Raw genomic sequence first — 15,175 nt, 5'->3', positions numbered from 1 at the left:
CGTCCGACCCCTCAAACCCCCACCGCCTCCCCCCTCTCCACCCCGCACCTCTCCCGGATCACCTCCGCGATCCGCGGCCATTCGAGCAGCAGGGTGCCGTGGTCGCAGTCGAGGGGGTGGACGTGGCGACGGGCGGGGTCGTGGACGAGGTGGTCGACGTTGTTCCAGGGCAGGGTGGCGACGTGGTCGCTGAGGGTGGCGGCGTCGGGGTTGATGTCGAGGTTGAGGTAGGGGCGCATCGTCTTGAACAGCAGGACACGAGTGTGGCGGAGGGGGCGGCCGATGGGCGCCAGTGCGAGCGTCTTCTCGGTCTCGACCATGGCGAGGATGCGCTGGATGTAGTCCTCGTTGTCGTAGAGGCGGTTCTCGGCGCGGCGGGCTTCGAGGCCGCGGCGGAAGGCGTCGCGGTTCACGGCGATGCGCGAGCGGATCGCGCGCAGGGCGTCGTCGCCGTCGTTGAGGATGGCGTCGAGGCTGATGATGCGGATCGCGGTGGCGCCTTCGGCTTCCAGGCGCGCGGCGATGGCGAACGCGATCTGTCCGCCCAGCGACCAGCCGGTGAGCGTGTACTCCGCGTCGTCGGGGACGCCGCGCTCGCGGCGCACGGCGCGGATCAGCGCGAGGTAGCTTTCCGCCAGCGCGTGCAGGTCGGACACCTGCGTGTCGCCGTGCAGGTTGCGGTTGTCGATGCCGTAGCAGCGGTAGTCGTCGACCAGCAATTCGGCGAGACCGTGGTAGACCTCGCAGCCGCCGGTGGCGGGGTGGATCATGAACAGCAGACGCGTACACGTCGCGTCGTTCATCGGCTTGATCAGCGAATGACGCTCCTGGCCGTCGCGGTCGATGGCGTCGGCCAGCGTGCGCACGGTGCGGAAGCGGAAGACGTCGATCACGCGGACGCCGGCGTGCGGGAAGGCGCGGTTGATGCGCCCGATCAGGCGCACCGCGGCGATGGAGTCGCCGCCGAGGTGGAAGAAATCGGCCTGCGCCGACACCGTCGCCGGTTCGAGGCCGAGCACCGCGGCGAACAGGCCGGCGACGACGTGTTCGGTGCGGCCTTCGGGTGCGGCGTGCGCCTCCGCGATGTCGCTTGCGGCAGGCATCGGCAGCGCGGTGCGATCGACCTTGCCGTTGGCGGTGAGCGGCAGTTCGGCCACGTGCACGAACGCGCCGGGGACCATGTAGTCCGGCAGGCGATCGCCGAGATGCGCGGCCAGCGCGGCGTCATCGAGGCGGCGATCGGCGACGTACCACGCCACCAGCGACCGGCGCGTGCTGCCGGGATGCGGCATCGCCTGCACGACGGCTTGCCGGATGCCGGGATGCGCGGACAGGTGCGCTTCGATGTCGCCGGGTTCGACGCGATAGCCGCGGATCTTCAGCTGGAAATCCGTGCGTCCGCCGAACTCGATGTGGCCGGCACGGCGCAGCGTGCCGCGGTCGCCGGTGCGGTAGAGCCGGCCCAGCGTCGGATGCACGAAGAAGCTCGCGGCCGTGCGCGTGGCGTCGTTCCAGTAATCCACGGCGACGCCGGCACCGCCGATGCACAGATGCCCGGGCGCATCGACCGGCAGCAGGCCGTCGTCGTTGTCGAGTACGTACAGCGTCTGGTTCGGCATCGCGCGGCCGTAGGGAATGCTGGTCCACGCGGGATCGACGTCGCCGATCGGATGCCACACCGACCAGATACTGCCTTCGGTCGCGCCGCCGAGGCTGACGAGTTGCAGGTCGTCGCGCGTGCAGTGTTTGCGAATGTCCGCGGGCAGGCCGACGGGAATCCAGTCGCCGCTGAGCAGCATCAGCCGCAGCGTGTCCAGTTCGCCGTCGCGCAGCGCGGTCGCGTTGACCAGCAGGTCGGCCAGCTGCGGCACGGAGTTCCAGACGGTCACGCGGTGGCGCTGCACCGTCTCCGCGAGTGATTCGAACTGGCGGATGTCCGCCTGCGCGGGAAAGACCGTGGCGCCGCCGACCAGCAGCGGGCCGAACAGGTCGTACACCGAGAGATCGAAGGCGAGGTCGGACAGCGCGAGCACGCGGTCGTCCGCACCGATGCCGAAGCGCTCGTTCACCGCGTGCAGCGTGTTGAGTGCGCCGGCGTGCGAGATGGTGACGCCCTTCGGCGTGCCGGTCGATCCGGAGGTGAAGATCACGTAGGCGATGTCGTCGCCGGTGACGGACGGGAAGTCAGCTGCGTCGTCGTTGGCGACCGCGGAGGACAGGTCGTCGTCGAGATCGAGGATCGCGAATTGCGCGAAGCGGTCGGCGTCGAGCGCGATGCGTGCGTGCTGCTCGCGCGAGACCAGCAGCGTGCGCACGCCGCCGCAGGCGAGCACGTCGAGCACGCGGCCCAGCGGCCACTCCACGTTGAGCGGCAGGTACGCGTGGCCGGACTGCATGACGGCCAGCGTCGCCACGGACTGGCGATGGCCCTTCTCGGCGAGGATGCCGATCAGCGCGCCGTCGCTGGCAAGCAGTCGCCAGGCGAGGCGATCGACGTCGGCGCGCAGCGCGGCGTAGGTGCGTGCGACGCCGCCGGCTTCGATCGTCGCGATCGCGTCGGGCGTGCGCGCGGCCTGTCGGCGGAACAGCGCCGGGATCGACGTGTCGGTGTCGTAGTCGCGTGTGTCGGGATTCGCGAGATGCAGGGCGTCGTCGAGCGCGGCATCGACGAGCACGCCATGCCGCGCGAGATCGATCGCGTGGCCGTGGTCGACGGCGTCGTCGATCAACGCGCGCAGCGACGCGATGAAGGCGTCCGCGAAGCCGTCGTCGAACAGCGCGGCACGGGTGTCGAGCCGGAAGCGCAGGCCGCCGGCGTCGTGGCCGTCGTACAGCAGCGACAGGTCGTAGATCGCGTGCCGCCGCGCGATGTCGACGGTCTCCGTCTCCAGCCCGTCCAGCCGCAGCGCGTTGCGCGCGCGCAGGTTGGTCGACACGAAGCCGACGTTGAACGCGCCGTTTAAGAGCATGCCGTCGAGCGGCATGCCGTCCTGCTGCGCCTGTGTTTTCGCGATCTTCGCGAACGGATGGCGCTGGTGCGGCTTCACCTCGATGCGCTGCGCGGTGAGCGCCGCGATCCAGTCGTCCAGCGTCGCGTGGCGATCGGCCTCCATCTTCATCGGCAGGTTGTTGACGAAGCAGCCGCCGGCGCGCCCGCAGCCGGGGGGGCGCACGTTGACCGGGTAGTGCAGGAAGAAGCGCTTCTGGTGGCAGAACTTCGACAGCACCAGCCCGTACATCGCCGCGAGGCAGACGAATACCGAGGTCTCGCGCGCTTCGGCGAAGTCGTGCAGGCGCTGCGTCTGCGCCGGCGACAGCGCGAAGAACGTGCTGGCGACGCGGCGCGATGCGACATCATTGTCGATGCTGCCCGTATCGAAGCCGTCCGCATCGACGCCTGGCCGCAGCGGCAGCCGCAGGCGCGTCGGCACGTCGCCGAGGAAGTCGCGCCAGAACGTGTCGGCCTCGCCCGCGCGCGCCTGCGCGAGCAGTCGCTGTTCCGCGGCCACGGCGTCGCGGAAGCGCGTGTCGACGTCGACGGCGTCGTCGTCGTCCGCGGCGGTCGAGGCGAGCGCGTGGTAGTGGCCGGCGATGTCCTCGCCGAGGATCTTCAGCATCTCGCCGTCGCAGACGATGTGGTGGGCGACGTGAGTGAAGACGTGCTCTTCATCGCCGACGGAGACGAGCAGGAAGCGCAGGATCGGCCCGTGCACGAGATCGAACGGCGCGCGCAGGGCGTCTTCCACGTGCTGCATCGCGTCGGCGTCGGACTCTGCGGCGACATGGCGGAAGAGCGCGTCGAAGTCGTGGTCCGCGGGATGGCAGGCGCTGCCGTCTTCCGCGTACACGGCCCGGACTTCCTCGTGCTGCCGCACGAAGCGCGCGCAGGCACGTCGGAAGCGGTCGGTGTCCAGCGGCCCGCGGATCCGGTACACGCCGAAGACGTTGTAGCCGTCTTCGTCCGGGCGCAGCGCCCATTCGATGAAGAACCGCGTCTGGTAGTCCGAAACCTGCAATGCCTGCATGTCGTCCTCGTCCCTGGCCCGGGCGCCGATGCGCGCCAGCGCGGAGGCTACACGGGGCCGATGACAGGACGATCCTGCGCCGGTCACGGTCCCGGACATGCTTGCCCCGGGCATGCACGGCCAACAAAAAAGCCGACCCGTGAAGGTCGGCTTCTTGTTTGGTGGAGCCAGGGAGGATCGAACTCCCGACCTCGTCATTGCGAACGACGCGCTCTCCCAGCTGAGCTATGGCCCCATGTTTCGACGCCGGTGCGGCTGGCGCTGCGGGGGAGTGCGTGGGCTCCCGCGCGGGACGGGCAGTATAAGGCGGTCGTCAGCGGTTGCCAATCGCCGCCAGCTCGGCGGCGAGGGCGGGTTCGAGCTCGGTGCGGCGCCAGCCGGCGAGGGGGCCGGGCCAGTCTTCGCCGTCCTGCAGGGCTTCGATCCAGCGGCGCGAGGCCAGCACGCCGTCGGGCAGGCCCAGTTCGGCGCTGCGGGCGGCCACGGCCTGCTGCAGGCGCTTGTAGACGCCGCGGTCGCGGTCGTCGCCGCGGGCCAGCGGCAGCTCGGCCTCGTCGGGGAGCGGGGTGGTCAGGGCGTCGAACACCTCGGTCGCCAGCTTCTTCGGCGCCTTGGGCTGGCCGTCGAACAGGCGCTGCAGGGCGCCGAGGTCGCGCGGCGGGGTGCGGGCGAGGGCCTGCGCCAGTTCGTTGTCGAGCAGCCAGCTGCGCGGGCGGTCGGAGACGCGGGCGCGGACCTCGCGCCAGCGCAGCAGGCGCAGCAGGCGGATCTGGCCGTCGCGGTCGAGGAACTGCGCCGAGCGCATCCCGAGGTGCGGCCAGCGTTCGGGGGTGTCGTCGGCGGCGTTGGCGAGCATCCGCGCGCAGTCTTCCTCCAGCCACGGCAGGCGGTCGGCGGCGGCGAGGCGGTCGTGCAGCAGGCGCCAGGCGGTGTCGAGGTGGCGCACGTCGTCGGCGGCATAGCGCAGCTGCGAGGCCGACAGCGGGCGGCGCAGCCAGTCGGAGCGGGTCTCGCCCTTGTCGACCTCGACGCCCAGCAGTTCGGCCATCAGCCGCTGGTAGCCCAGCCCGGCGCCGATCCCGCACAGCGCGGCGGCGATCTGGGTGTCGAACAGCGGGGCGGGCAGGGCGCCGCAGGCGTGGCGGAAGGAGATGAGGTCCTCGCCGGCGCTGTGCATCAGCTTCAGCGAGCGCGGGTCGGACAGCAGCCGCGCCAGCGGTTTGGCCATGCCGGGCACCAACGGGTCGACCAGCAGGATGTCGTCGTCGCTCGCGTCGGGATCGCCCGGGGCGATCTGCACCAGCGCCAGCTGCGGCCAGTAGGTGCGTTCGCGGACGAATTCGGTGTCGAGCGCGAGGCGGGCCGGCGGTGCCGCGATCAGCGGGGCGAGGTCGGCGGGGGAATCGATCCAGCGGGGCAAGGGCGGGTCCTGCGGCGGAAAGTCGCCATGCTACCGGAGTGCGGGCATCGGTCATGCCCGATGCGCTAAGGTGCCCGGCGTGAAGCGGCGGTCGGCAGCAATGATGAAGCAGGCAGCGGCGGGCGCACTCGCGCTCGCGCTGCTCTGCGCCTGCGGCCGCGATCGAGCGCCGGCTGCGCCCGCGAAGACGCCCGCGCCGGTGGTGCAGGCCGACGGGCTGGTGACCGTGAGCGGCGATGACGCCGGCGCCGCGCCGCGGCTGGAATGGCGCCGGCCGGAGGTGACGATCGATGCCGCCGGCGTGGCCGCCGCGCGCCGTCGCGCGGCGCAGGCGCTGGCCGAAGGCCGGCTGTACGAAGACGCCGACGCCGCGATTCCCCTCGCGCTCGCCCTACGCGATCGCGACCCCGCGGACGCGCAGGCGCGGGCGCTGCTCGAACGCGCGCTGGTCCGCCTGCGTCAGAGCGGCGAGGCCGCGCTGGCCGACGCCGGCGACGATGCCGACGCGCTGCATCGGGCGCAGGCCGTGGCCGCGGTGCTGCGCGCCGTCGGTGCCGACGCGGGGCCGGACGGCACGGCGTTCCTGCGCAAGGTCGAGGTCGCCGAACGGCTGTGGACGCTGAACACCGACGGCGAGGCCGAACTGGCCGCCGGCCGGCTGGGCGAACGCGGCGAAGGCGCGCTGGCGCGGTTCCGCGAGGCGCTGAGCCTTTCGCCCGGGCAGGCGCGGGCGACGCAGGGCGTGGCCGCGGTGGAGAGCGCGATGCTGCGCCGGGCCGAGGACGCCGCGACGCGCATGGATTTCGACGAGGCCGAGCGCTGGCTGGGGCAGGCGAAGACGGTGCGGCCGGGCATGGACACGGTGGAGACCAGCCGCGGCATCGTCGAGGACATCCGCCGCTACCACGTCGCCCGCCTGCGCGACGAAGGCCTGATGCTGCTGGCCGAACCGCATCGGCCGAACCATCTCGAAGGCGCGCACGCGCGGCTGGCGCAGATGCTGCGCATCGCCCGCCCGGGCGATCCCGCGGCCGCGGAGTTGCGCACGCGCATCGACCTGGCCACGCACTATGGCCTGATGCGCCCGGGCCAGCGTTTCACCGATGCGCTGCAGGGCGGCGGCCGCGGGCCCGAGCTGATCGTGGTGCCGCACGGCGGCTTCCTGATGGGGGCGCGGCGGATCGAGCCCGACGCCAGCGACGCCGAGCGCCCGCAGCGCTACGTGCGCTTCGAGCGCGGCTTCGCCATCGCCCGCACCGAGGTGACGGTGGAGCAGTTCCGCCGCTTCGTGCAGGCCAGCGGCTATCGCCCGCGGGCGGTGCGGCGCGGGCATTCGCTGGTCTACGACGACCGCGCCGGCAACTTCGTGCGCCGCAGCGGCGTGGACTGGCGGCACGACTACCTGGGCAGGCCCGCCGCGGACACGATGCCTGTGGTGCACGTCAGCGCGAAGGACGCCGAGGCCTACGCGCGCTGGCTGTCGGAACGCAGCGGCCAGCATTACCGTCTGCCCAGCGAGGCCGAATTCGAATACGCCCTGCGCAGCGGCCGGCCCGGGCGCTATCCGTGGGGCGACCTGCCGCCGACGCCGGGCATCGGCAACCTCACCGGTGGCGGCGACCACGCCCCGGGCGGGCGCAGTTGGGGCAACGCCTTCGTCGGCTACGGCGACGGCTGGTGGGGGCCGGCGCCGGTGGCGAGCTTCCGCGCCAACGCCTTCGGCATCCACGATCTGGAAGGCAATGTCAGCGAATGGGTGGCCGACTGCTGGCACGAGGGCTACCGGCGCGCGCCCACCAGCGGCGAGGCGTGGATCAATCCCGGCTGCCGCACGCGGGTGATCCGCGGCGGCGCCTGGGGCAACGCGCCGGCGCAGAGCCGGGCGGCCTGGCGCCGGCAGGCGCAGTCCGACGCCACCAACGCGCTGACCGGCTTCCGGGTGGTGCGCGATCTGTAGCCGGCCGCCGTGCGCGATGCGACGCCGGCAAAAAACCGTCGTGCGGCTTCGGTTTCGTGTCGCCAGTCACTTATAGTCCCCGCGCAGGGCGCCGCGCCCGGGAGGACAGACCATGCAGCAGAACCCCTTCGGCAACGCGTCGTCCGGCGGCCGTCCGCGCGGCCGCGGCATCAACCCGCGCTTCATCATCCTGATCCTGTTCGCCGGCTATGCCGCGTACTACTGGTTCTCCAACCGCAGCACCGACCCGCTGACCGGCGAGAAGGTGGTGATCGACCGCAGCATCTCGCCCGACGACGAGAAGGCGATGGGCCTGCAGGCGTACCAGGAGATCCTGTCGCAGGAGCGGCCGGTCGACCCGAACTCGCAGGTCGCGCAGCAGATCCGCACGATCGCGCAGCGGCTGATCGCGAAGATCCCGCAGGTGTCCGACGCGCTGGCCGCCGAGCACGGCGGCCAGGCGCCGCACGTCGAGGACAGCTTCGACTGGGACGTGAACGTGCTGCAGTCCGACCAGGTCAACGCTTTCTGCCTGCCCGGCGGCAAGATGGCGGTCTACACCGGGCTGGTGCCGGTGGCGAAGAACGCCGATGCGATGGCGGTGGTGATGGGCCACGAGATCACCCACGCGCTGCTGCGCCACGGCGCGCAGCGCATGACCGAACAGAAGCTCACCCAGCTCGGCCAGATGGCCGGCGCGATGAGCGGCATGGACCAGCAGTCGATGCAGGCGGTGATGGCGGTGTACGGCTACGGCCGCTCGTTGCCGTACGCACGCAGGCAGGAGACGCAGGCCGACGAGATGGGCCTGCTGCTCGCCGCCGCCGCCTGCTTCAACCCCGAGGAAGCGATCCCGCTGTGGGAGCGCATGGACCAGGCCAGCGGCGGTCGTTCGCAGCCGGAGTTCGCCTCGACCCACCCGAACCCGGGCACCCGCATCGCCAACCTGCAGTCGCTGATGCCGAAGGCGATGGAATACCGGAAGAAGTTCTGCGAGGAAAGCCGTTGAGCCAGCACGCATCGCGCCATCGTTCCCGTCCGTTCGTTCGTGTCCCCGGGACCGTCGCGGCACCGATCTTCCTGTCGATCCTGGTCGCGGCGCCCGCGTTCGCCGGCCGCCTGCTGGACAACGCCGACCGCCAGGCCGAAGCGGCGCGTCCGCTCGAATTCCGGCCTGCCGACGCGTTCGATCCGCAGGCGGCGCAGCGTGCGATGCAGCCCGGGAGCGGCCGTGTCCGCGGCGTGCTGTTCCACCAGTTGAACGACGACTGCCGGCGCACGCGCGGCCTGCTGGCGATCCGCAAGCGCGCCAACGCCGGCATCGAACTGTCGCTGTTCCCGGCGACGCCGCACCTCGTCGAATACGTCGGCCTGCTGGAAGCGCACCGCTACAAGGCGACGCCGGCGCTGCGGAATCCTTTCGCCCGTCCGTCGGGCGGGAAGCGCGAGGTGCTGTTCTACGACGCCCGCATGCTGGACTACGGCCTGTCGGCGAAGACCGACGAATTCGGCCGGTACGAGTTCAACAACCTGCGCCCGGGCCGCTACTGGGTGAACGCGGATGCCTCGCTGCGCTGCTACTACAACGAGCGGGTGCAGGTCGGTTCGTCGGAGGTCGCGGACAATCCCTACGCGCCGACGCATGTCGACCATTACGTGACCGAGCAGCGTTACTGGGACCAGGGGCTCAACTACCGTCTGTTCATCGACGTCCATGCCGACGGTGACGTGGTCGAGCTCGATTCCGAGCTGATGCCGGTGCCGGAAAACGCCACGGTCGTGCTGCAGGCCGAAAAGCACTGACGCCATGCCACGCACGGCGCGCGCGTGGCGAGTCGCCGGGCTGGTCGCCTGCGGTCTGCTGGCCTGTGTCGCGGCGCTGTCCGCGCCCGGTGGCGCACGCGAAGCCGCGACCTCGCGGCTGTACGACGTGCCGCAGCCGGTGACGATCGCCGGCTACGACGGCGACGCGATGGAGCCGTTCCTCAGCCGCGACGGCCGCTACCTGTTCTTCAACGACCTCAACGCGCCGTGGGTCGACACCGACCTGCGTTTCGCCGAGCGTATCGACGCCACGCATTTCCGCTACCTCGGCCGGCTCGCCGGCGCCAACAGCGGGAAGCTGGACGGCGTCGCGACGATGGACCGCGCCGGCCGTTTCTATTTCGTGTCGATGCGCGACCACGACCACACGCGGATCAGCCTGTTCGGCGGCACGTTCGCCGACGGCAAAGTGTCCGGCGTGCATCCGCTGCACGGCCTGTCGCGACGGCGCGCGCGGTACATCAACTTCGACCTGGACGTCTCGTCCGACGGCGAACATCTCTACTACGTCGACGGCCGCTTCGGCCTGCTCTGGCCGGTGGCCGCCGACATCCTGCTGGCCGGACGCAAGGGCGACGGTTTCGCGCCGCAGCCCGAGGACACGGCGCTGCTGCGCAACGTCAACACCGACGCGCTGGAATACGCGCCGTGCATCTCCGCGGACGGCCTGACTCTGCTGTTCACCCGCGCACCGCCGGGCATCGTGGTGCACGCGTCGATCTACATCGCGCAGCGCGGGTCGGTGAACGAACCGTTCGGTCCGGCGGCGAAGCTGGTCGCGCTGGACGGGCACGTCGAAGCGCCCGCCTTCACCCCGGACGAACGCGGCATCTACTTCCACCGCAAGGCCGGCGACCGCTTCGTGATCTTCCTCGCGACGCGGCACTGAGGCCGCAATCGCGCGCGATCAGAGGTCCTTGAACACCGTCGACAGCAGCAGCAGCGCGAACGCGGTGGTCAGCAGCCAGAACGCATTGGGTGCGGCGATCGGGAAATACCCGAGCCGCCCGGCGATGCCGGCGCCGCCGAGCAGCAGCGAGATCAGGAAGGCGGGTGTGCTGGGCGGCGTGAGTCGGAGCATCGTGGTGGTCTGCAGGACGGGACGGAGGACGGGGAAGGTAGAGCGGGCGTCGGTTGGCTGCAATGGGGGCCGTGGCTGATGGCCAATCGAGGCGGCCGCCCTCACGCGATTCGTCCTGACGCCGCGGCAGGATCAATGTCCCTTCCCGCGCCCGGAGACCCGGCGGGCGGCGGACAGGAGGTCCGCCGTTTTTCGACGAGGCAGGACGCCTCGTCGAAAAATCCCGGCCACGTCCCCGACGGCAGATTTGCCTCGGCACTGAAGAGTTTTCTTTCGCCCCTTTCTTTTTGAAAAGAAAGGGGCCCGCGCGCCAGCGCGGAAAAGGATTCCGGGCTTTCGCGGAAGAAAAGCAGATCCCTCGCCTGCGGCTCGGGATGACAACGGAAACGATCGAACGGATCCCGGCGTTCGCCGGGATGACGGGGAGATGAGAGGCCGGATGTGGTGAATCAGCCTTCTCCACCGCCGATTGCAGGTCGCAAAGGCGGTGAAGCCCGCCTCAGAAACTCATGAACAACCCGCCGTTCACAGGGATGTTCGCGCCGGTGATGAACCCCGCGTCCTCGTCGACCAGGAAGGCGACGGTGCGGGCGATCTCCGACGGCTTGCCGAGGCGGCCCACCGGCACCTTCTCGACGATGCCCGCGCGGATCTCTTCGGACATCGACATCACCAGCGCGGTCTCGCAGTAGCCGGGCGACACCGAGTTCACGGTCACGCCCTTGCGTGCGACCTCGCGCGCCAGCGCCATCGTGAAGCCGTGCATGCCGGCCTTCGCGGCGGCGTAGTTGGTCTGGCCGAACTGGCCGGTCTGGCCGTTCACCGAGCTGATGTTGACGATGCGGCCGAAGCCGCGCGTGGTCATGCCGTCGACCGCGTGGCGGCAGAGGTTGAACACGCTGTCGAGGTTGACCGACAGCACCGCGTCCCACTGCGACTTCTCCATCTTGCGCAGGGTGCCGTCGCGGGTGATGCCGGCGCCATTGACGAGGATGTCGAGCGAGCCGTGCTCGGCCTCGATCTTGCGCACCAGTGCGCCGCAGGCGTCGAAGTCGGAGACGTCGACCGGTTCGAAGCGGATGTCGAGGCCGGCGACTTCGCGCTCGAACTCGGCCAGGCGTTCGGCGCGGGCGCCGAGGTCGGCGGCGATGACGGTGTGCCCGGCGCGGGCGAGCGCCTTGCAGATCTCGGTGCCGAGTCCGCCGATGCCGCCGGTCACGACGGCCACGCGATGTTGCATGAGGAATCCCCTGGGAAGACGGAAACTGGAAAACGGAAACGGAAGGGCGACGGCGCGACCCGCGGGCACGCGCATGCCCGCGCGCGGCGCAGGGCCGGCGCGCGATGCGCGGGACGGCGGTCAGTCGTCGTGCTTGCCGCCGGTGGCGGCCTTGTCCTTCGGCTTGGCGGCGGTGGGCCGGCCCATGGCGCCGATCAGGTTGTGCTGGAACTCGCGCCACATCTCGAGGTTGCGCTCGGTCAGCTGGTTCATCATCGTCCACGGCGTCTGGCCGATCAGTCCGCCCATCTGCTGGCGGAACTGCTGCTGCTGGTCGAGGAAGATCTGCATCGAGCGTTCGAGGTAGTTGCCCATGAAGCCCTGCAGCGAGTCGCCGTAGAACCGGATGATCTGGCTCAGCAACTGCGTGGACAGCACCGGCTCGCCGTCCTGTTCGTGCTCGGCGATGATCTGCAGCAGCACCTGGCGGGTGAGGTCCTCGCCGGACTTGGCGTCTCGCACCTCGAAATCCTCGCCGTCCACGATGAGCTGGCGGACGTCCTCGATCGTGATGTAGCTGGAGATCTTGGTGTCGTAGAGGCGGCGGTTCGGGTACTTCTTGATGATCCGCGTGACGGGCATGGAGCCTTTACTCTAGCGGGAGCCGGCCCGCGAGCATGGCGCAGCCCGGGCCGGGTTGCAACTCGTCGGCGGATCGCCTCCGCCCGGCGGGAGAACGCCGGGGCGGGGAACGCGACCGGGGTCACGCATGGACCCCGCAGGCCGTGCCGCTCCGGACGGGGGCCGGCGCGGCGTCGGGGGCTTACCAGCCCATGTGGTGGCCGCCGTTGATGTCGAGGTTGGAGCCGGTGATCCAGCCCGCGCGCTCGTCGGCCAGGAAGGCCACGCCGTAGGCGATCTCGTCCGGCGTGCCGAGGCGGCCGGTCGGGATGTCGGCGACGATCTTGGCCCGCACCTCTTCCGGCACCGCCATCACCATGTCGGTGGCGATGTAGCCGGGGGAGATCGTGTTCACGGTGATGCCCAGCTTGGCGTTCTCGCGCGCCAGCGAGATGGTGAAGCCGTGCATGCCGGCCTTGGCCGCGGCGTAGTTGGCCTGGCCGTACTGGCCCTTGAGGCCGTTGATCGAGCTGATCTGGATGATCCGGCCCCACTTGCGGTCGCGCATGCCCTCGATCACCGGGCGGGTGACGTTGAACACCGAGTTGAGGTTGGTGTTGATGACGTCGGTCCACTGCGGCGACGTCATGCGGTGGAAGGTGCCGTCGCGGGTGATGCCGGCGTTGTTGACGAGGATGTCGATCGGGCCGAGCTGCGCCTCGACGTCCTTCACCATCGCCGCGGCCTCGTCGGGCGAGGTCACGTCGCCCTTGGCCAGCGCGAAGTCGTAGCCTTCGGCCTTCATCTGCGCCTGCCAGGCCTTGGCCTTCTCTTCGTTGCGGTAGTTGGTGGCGACCTTGTGGCCCATGTCGGCCAGGCGCTTGCAGATGGCGGTGCCGATGCCGCCGGTGCCGCCGGTGACGAGTGCGACGCGTGTGGTCATGCTGGATACCCCTCCGGTGTGAAATGTCCTGTTCGCCCGCGTCGCACCCGGCGCCGCGTCGTGTCCGGGAGCGGGATGTCGTGGCATCCCGTTCTCGCCGTGCGATCCGATCGGATTCTATGCGCCGCCGATCGTGTCGCCATTGTGCACCGCGGCGAACGGCACGGGCTTGCGCGGAATCAACCCCGGGTCGAAGGCGTCGACCGCTCGCGCCAGTCCCCGGGCCGGCGTGCCCGGCGCCTCGAACGGACCGGGCGGCTGCCCCAGCGCGCGCCATGCCAGGCGCAGCGCCGGCAGCGGATCGTCGCCGTCCACCGGCACCGCGGCCAGCGATTTCGACAGCTTGCGGCCCTCGGCATCGACGACCAGCGGCAGGTGGGCATAGGCCGGGGTCGGCAGGCCCAGCGCCCGCTGCAGCAGGATCTGGCGCGGGGTGGAATCGAGCAGGTCGGCGCCGCGGACCACGTCGGTGATGCCCTGGTCGGCGTCGTCCACGACCACCGCCAGCTGGTACGCCCAGTAGCCGTCGGCGCGGAGCAGCACGACGTCGCCGACCTCTGCGGCCACGTCCTGCACGCACCGGCCGCAGAGGGCGTCGTCGAATGCGACCGTGCTGCCGTCGGGTACGCGCAGGCGCACGGCCATGCGGCCGGCCCGGGCGCCGGCCACGCAGGCGCGATGGATCCCGCCGCTTTCCGCGAGCGCCGCGCGGCTGCAGCTGCATTCAAACGCGTGGCCGTCTGCCAGCAGGCGATCCAGTGCCGCGCGGTAGCGGTCGTGGCGGTCGCGCTGGCGGACGACCGGGCCATCGGACACCAGCCCGAAACCGGCCAGCGTGCGCAGTTGCGCCTCCGCGGCGCCGGCGACTTCGCGCGGCGGGTCGAGGTCCTCGATCCGCACCCACCACTCGCCGCCCGCCCGGCGCGCCATCAACCAGCTGCCGAGCGCGGTCAGCAGCGAGCCGAAGTGCAGCGGGCCGGTGGGCGAGGGGGCGAAACGACCGCGATATCGGGGGGCGAGAGGCATGCGGGAAGCTGTCTGGCGACTGTATGCAACGGCGGTGACGGGCGGTCGCGGCTTGGTCCGCGCGATCGGCTCCCCACTCTACACGTCACTCCCTTTCCTTCCGACGAGACCCCGGGTCCCGCCATGTTCAAACGCATCGCGCTCTACCTCGCCACCAACCTCGCCGTCCTGCTGGTCTTCAGCGTCGTGATGGCGGTCTTCGGACTCAACCCGCAAAGCAATATCGGCCTGCTGGTCATGGCCGCGATCTTCGGCTTCGGCGGCTCGCTGATCTCGCTGCTGACGTCGAAATGGATGGCGAAGATGGCCACCGGCGCGCAGGTCATCTCCGACCCGCACGGCGAAAGCGAGCGCTGGCTGGTCGAGACCGTGCGCCGCCAGGCCGAGGCCGCCGGCATCGGCATGCCCGAGGTCGCCATCTACGACGCGCCCGAGATCAACGCCTTTGCCACCGGCGCCAACCGCAACCATGCGCTGGTGGCCGTCTCCACCGGGCTGCTGCGGGCGATGCGCCGCGACGAGGCCGAGGCCGTGCTGGCCCACGAGGTCAGCCACGTCGCCAACGGCGACATGGTGACGATGGCCCTGCTGCAGGGCGTGCTGAACACCTTCGTGATCATCGCCGCGCGCATCATCGGCCGCATCGTCGACGGTGTCCTCGGCGGCGTGCGCGAGGATGGCCGGGTGGGCGCAGGCTACTACCTCACGGTGTTCGTGCTCGACCTGGTGTTCGGCGTGCTCGCGAGCATCATCGCGATGTGGTTCTCGCGCTGGCGCGAGTTCCGTGCGGACGCCGGCGGCGCGCAGCTGGCCGGCCGCGACAAGATGATCGCCGCGCTGGAACGCCTGGCCCAGACCTACGGCGAGAGCACGCTGCCGAAGCAGGTGCAGGCGTTCGGCATCTCCGGCGGCATCACCGGCCTGTTCCGCAGCCACCCGCCGCTGCAGCAGCGCATCGCCGCCCTGCGCAACGCCGCGCCGACGACCGCCACCTCGGGCCTGCGCGTGGTGTCGTGAGCGCTGCGCCGCGGCCATGACGCCGCGGGAGAACGAAAAAGC

The 15,175-nt window shown here is 70.7% G+C and carries 12 protein-coding genes and 1 tRNA gene; 5 read left to right on the top strand and 8 right to left on the bottom strand.

Annotated features, from left to right (window positions below; translation table 11 throughout):
* Nucleotides 1-11 precede the first annotated feature (11 nt).
* The 3 genes from ACT53Q_RS12935 to rnd all read right to left on the bottom strand — a co-directional run bounded on the left by ACT53Q_RS12935 (nt 12) and on the right by rnd (nt 5,445).
* On the bottom strand, nt 12-4,025 hold the full coding sequence (locus ACT53Q_RS12935; RefSeq protein WP_476187057.1) for a non-ribosomal peptide synthetase: 4,014 nt from the start codon (nt 4,023-4,025) through the stop codon (nt 12-14).
* Between the two features lie 159 nt (nt 4,026-4,184).
* A tRNA-Ala gene (locus ACT53Q_RS12930) sits at nt 4,185-4,260 on the bottom strand.
* A 78-nt stretch (nt 4,261-4,338) separates the two neighbouring features.
* Nucleotides 4,339-5,445 (bottom strand): ribonuclease D, encoded by a 1,107-nt coding sequence (rnd, locus tag ACT53Q_RS12925; protein ID WP_476187056.1) that lies wholly within the window; start codon nt 5,443-5,445, stop codon nt 4,339-4,341.
* Nucleotides 5,446-5,548: 103 nt separating this feature from the next.
* Between rnd and ACT53Q_RS12920 the strand changes: the two genes are divergently transcribed.
* The 4 genes from ACT53Q_RS12920 (at nt 5,549) to ACT53Q_RS12905 (ending at nt 10,115) form a co-directional block, all read left to right on the top strand.
* The gene (locus ACT53Q_RS12920) at nt 5,549-7,402 is read left to right on the top strand and encodes a formylglycine-generating enzyme family protein (protein WP_476187055.1); all 1,854 of its coding nucleotides are present in this window, start codon (nt 5,549-5,551) and stop codon (nt 7,400-7,402) included.
* Nucleotides 7,403-7,514: 112 nt separating this feature from the next.
* Nucleotides 7,515-8,411, top strand: a complete 897-nt coding sequence (locus ACT53Q_RS12915) for a M48 family metallopeptidase (RefSeq protein WP_476187054.1) — start codon at nt 7,515-7,517, stop codon at nt 8,409-8,411.
* Nucleotides 8,408-9,205, top strand: a complete 798-nt coding sequence (locus ACT53Q_RS12910) for a carboxypeptidase-like regulatory domain-containing protein (RefSeq protein ID WP_476187053.1) — start codon at nt 8,408-8,410, stop codon at nt 9,203-9,205. The genes ACT53Q_RS12915 and ACT53Q_RS12910 overlap by 4 nt, the downstream gene beginning before the upstream one ends.
* Before the next feature lie 4 nt (nt 9,206-9,209).
* On the top strand, nt 9,210-10,115 hold the full coding sequence (locus tag ACT53Q_RS12905; RefSeq protein ID WP_476187052.1) for a TolB-like translocation protein: 906 nt from the start codon (nt 9,210-9,212) through the stop codon (nt 10,113-10,115).
* Between the two features lie 18 nt (nt 10,116-10,133).
* Here the strand turns inward: ACT53Q_RS12905 and ACT53Q_RS12900 are convergent, their stop codons facing one another.
* The 5 genes from ACT53Q_RS12900 to gluQRS all read right to left on the bottom strand — a co-directional run bounded on the left by ACT53Q_RS12900 (nt 10,134) and on the right by gluQRS (nt 14,116).
* A complete protein-coding gene (locus ACT53Q_RS12900) occupies nt 10,134-10,307 on the bottom strand; it encodes a hypothetical protein (protein ID WP_476187051.1) in 174 nt (57 codons plus the stop codon).
* A 499-nt stretch (nt 10,308-10,806) separates the two neighbouring features.
* Nucleotides 10,807-11,547 carry an acetoacetyl-CoA reductase gene (gene phbB / locus ACT53Q_RS12895; RefSeq protein WP_476187050.1) on the bottom strand — a complete coding sequence of 247 codons (741 nt, stop codon included), beginning with the start codon at nt 11,545-11,547 and terminating at the stop codon, nt 10,807-10,809.
* Nucleotides 11,548-11,667: 120 nt separating this feature from the next.
* The gene (gene phaR / locus ACT53Q_RS12890) at nt 11,668-12,168 is read right to left on the bottom strand and encodes a polyhydroxyalkanoate synthesis repressor PhaR (RefSeq protein ID WP_476173470.1); all 501 of its coding nucleotides are present in this window, start codon (nt 12,166-12,168) and stop codon (nt 11,668-11,670) included.
* A 181-nt stretch (nt 12,169-12,349) separates the two neighbouring features.
* Nucleotides 12,350-13,090, bottom strand: coding sequence for an acetoacetyl-CoA reductase (gene phbB / locus ACT53Q_RS12885; protein WP_476187049.1), 741 nt, complete (start codon nt 13,088-13,090; stop codon nt 12,350-12,352).
* A 117-nt stretch (nt 13,091-13,207) separates the two neighbouring features.
* Nucleotides 13,208-14,116, bottom strand: coding sequence for a tRNA glutamyl-Q(34) synthetase GluQRS (gene gluQRS / locus ACT53Q_RS12880; RefSeq protein ID WP_476187048.1), 909 nt, complete (start codon nt 14,114-14,116; stop codon nt 13,208-13,210).
* Nucleotides 14,117-14,239: 123 nt separating this feature from the next.
* Here gluQRS and htpX point away from each other — a divergent pair, with 123 nt between their 5' ends.
* The gene (gene htpX / locus ACT53Q_RS12875; RefSeq protein WP_476187047.1) at nt 14,240-15,133 is read left to right on the top strand and encodes a protease HtpX; all 894 of its coding nucleotides are present in this window, start codon (nt 14,240-14,242) and stop codon (nt 15,131-15,133) included.
* Nucleotides 15,134-15,175: the final 42 nt, after the last annotated feature.

The organism is Lysobacter sp. DMC97 (genome assembly GCF_056313745.1).
Note: the sequence above shows the minus strand (reverse complement) of the source record. Positions and strands in the feature narration are given on the sequence as shown.

Bases quoted from the DNA above. Each gene is read 5' to 3' on its own strand.
- ACT53Q_RS12935 (WP_476187057.1), bottom strand. From the start codon at position 4,025: ATGCAGGCATTGCAGGTTTCGGACTACCAGACGCGGTTCTTCATCGAA.
- ACT53Q_RS12920 (WP_476187055.1), top strand. From the start codon at position 5,549: ATGAAGCAGGCAGCGGCGGGCGCACTCGCGCTCGCGCTGCTCTGCGCC.
- ACT53Q_RS12915 (WP_476187054.1), top strand. From the start codon at position 7,515: ATGCAGCAGAACCCCTTCGGCAACGCGTCGTCCGGCGGCCGTCCGCGC.
- ACT53Q_RS12905 (WP_476187052.1), top strand. From the start codon at position 9,210: ATGCCACGCACGGCGCGCGCGTGGCGAGTCGCCGGGCTGGTCGCCTGC.
- ACT53Q_RS12900 (WP_476187051.1), bottom strand. From the start codon at position 10,307: ATGCTCCGACTCACGCCGCCCAGCACACCCGCCTTCCTGATCTCGCTG.
- phbB (WP_476187050.1), bottom strand. From the start codon at position 11,547: ATGCAACATCGCGTGGCCGTCGTGACCGGCGGCATCGGCGGACTCGGC.
- phaR (WP_476173470.1), bottom strand. From the start codon at position 12,168: ATGCCCGTCACGCGGATCATCAAGAAGTACCCGAACCGCCGCCTCTAC.
- phbB (WP_476187049.1), bottom strand. From the start codon at position 13,090: ATGACCACACGCGTCGCACTCGTCACCGGCGGCACCGGCGGCATCGGC.
- gluQRS (WP_476187048.1), bottom strand. From the start codon at position 14,116: ATGCCTCTCGCCCCCCGATATCGCGGTCGTTTCGCCCCCTCGCCCACC.
- htpX (WP_476187047.1), top strand. From the start codon at position 14,240: ATGTTCAAACGCATCGCGCTCTACCTCGCCACCAACCTCGCCGTCCTG.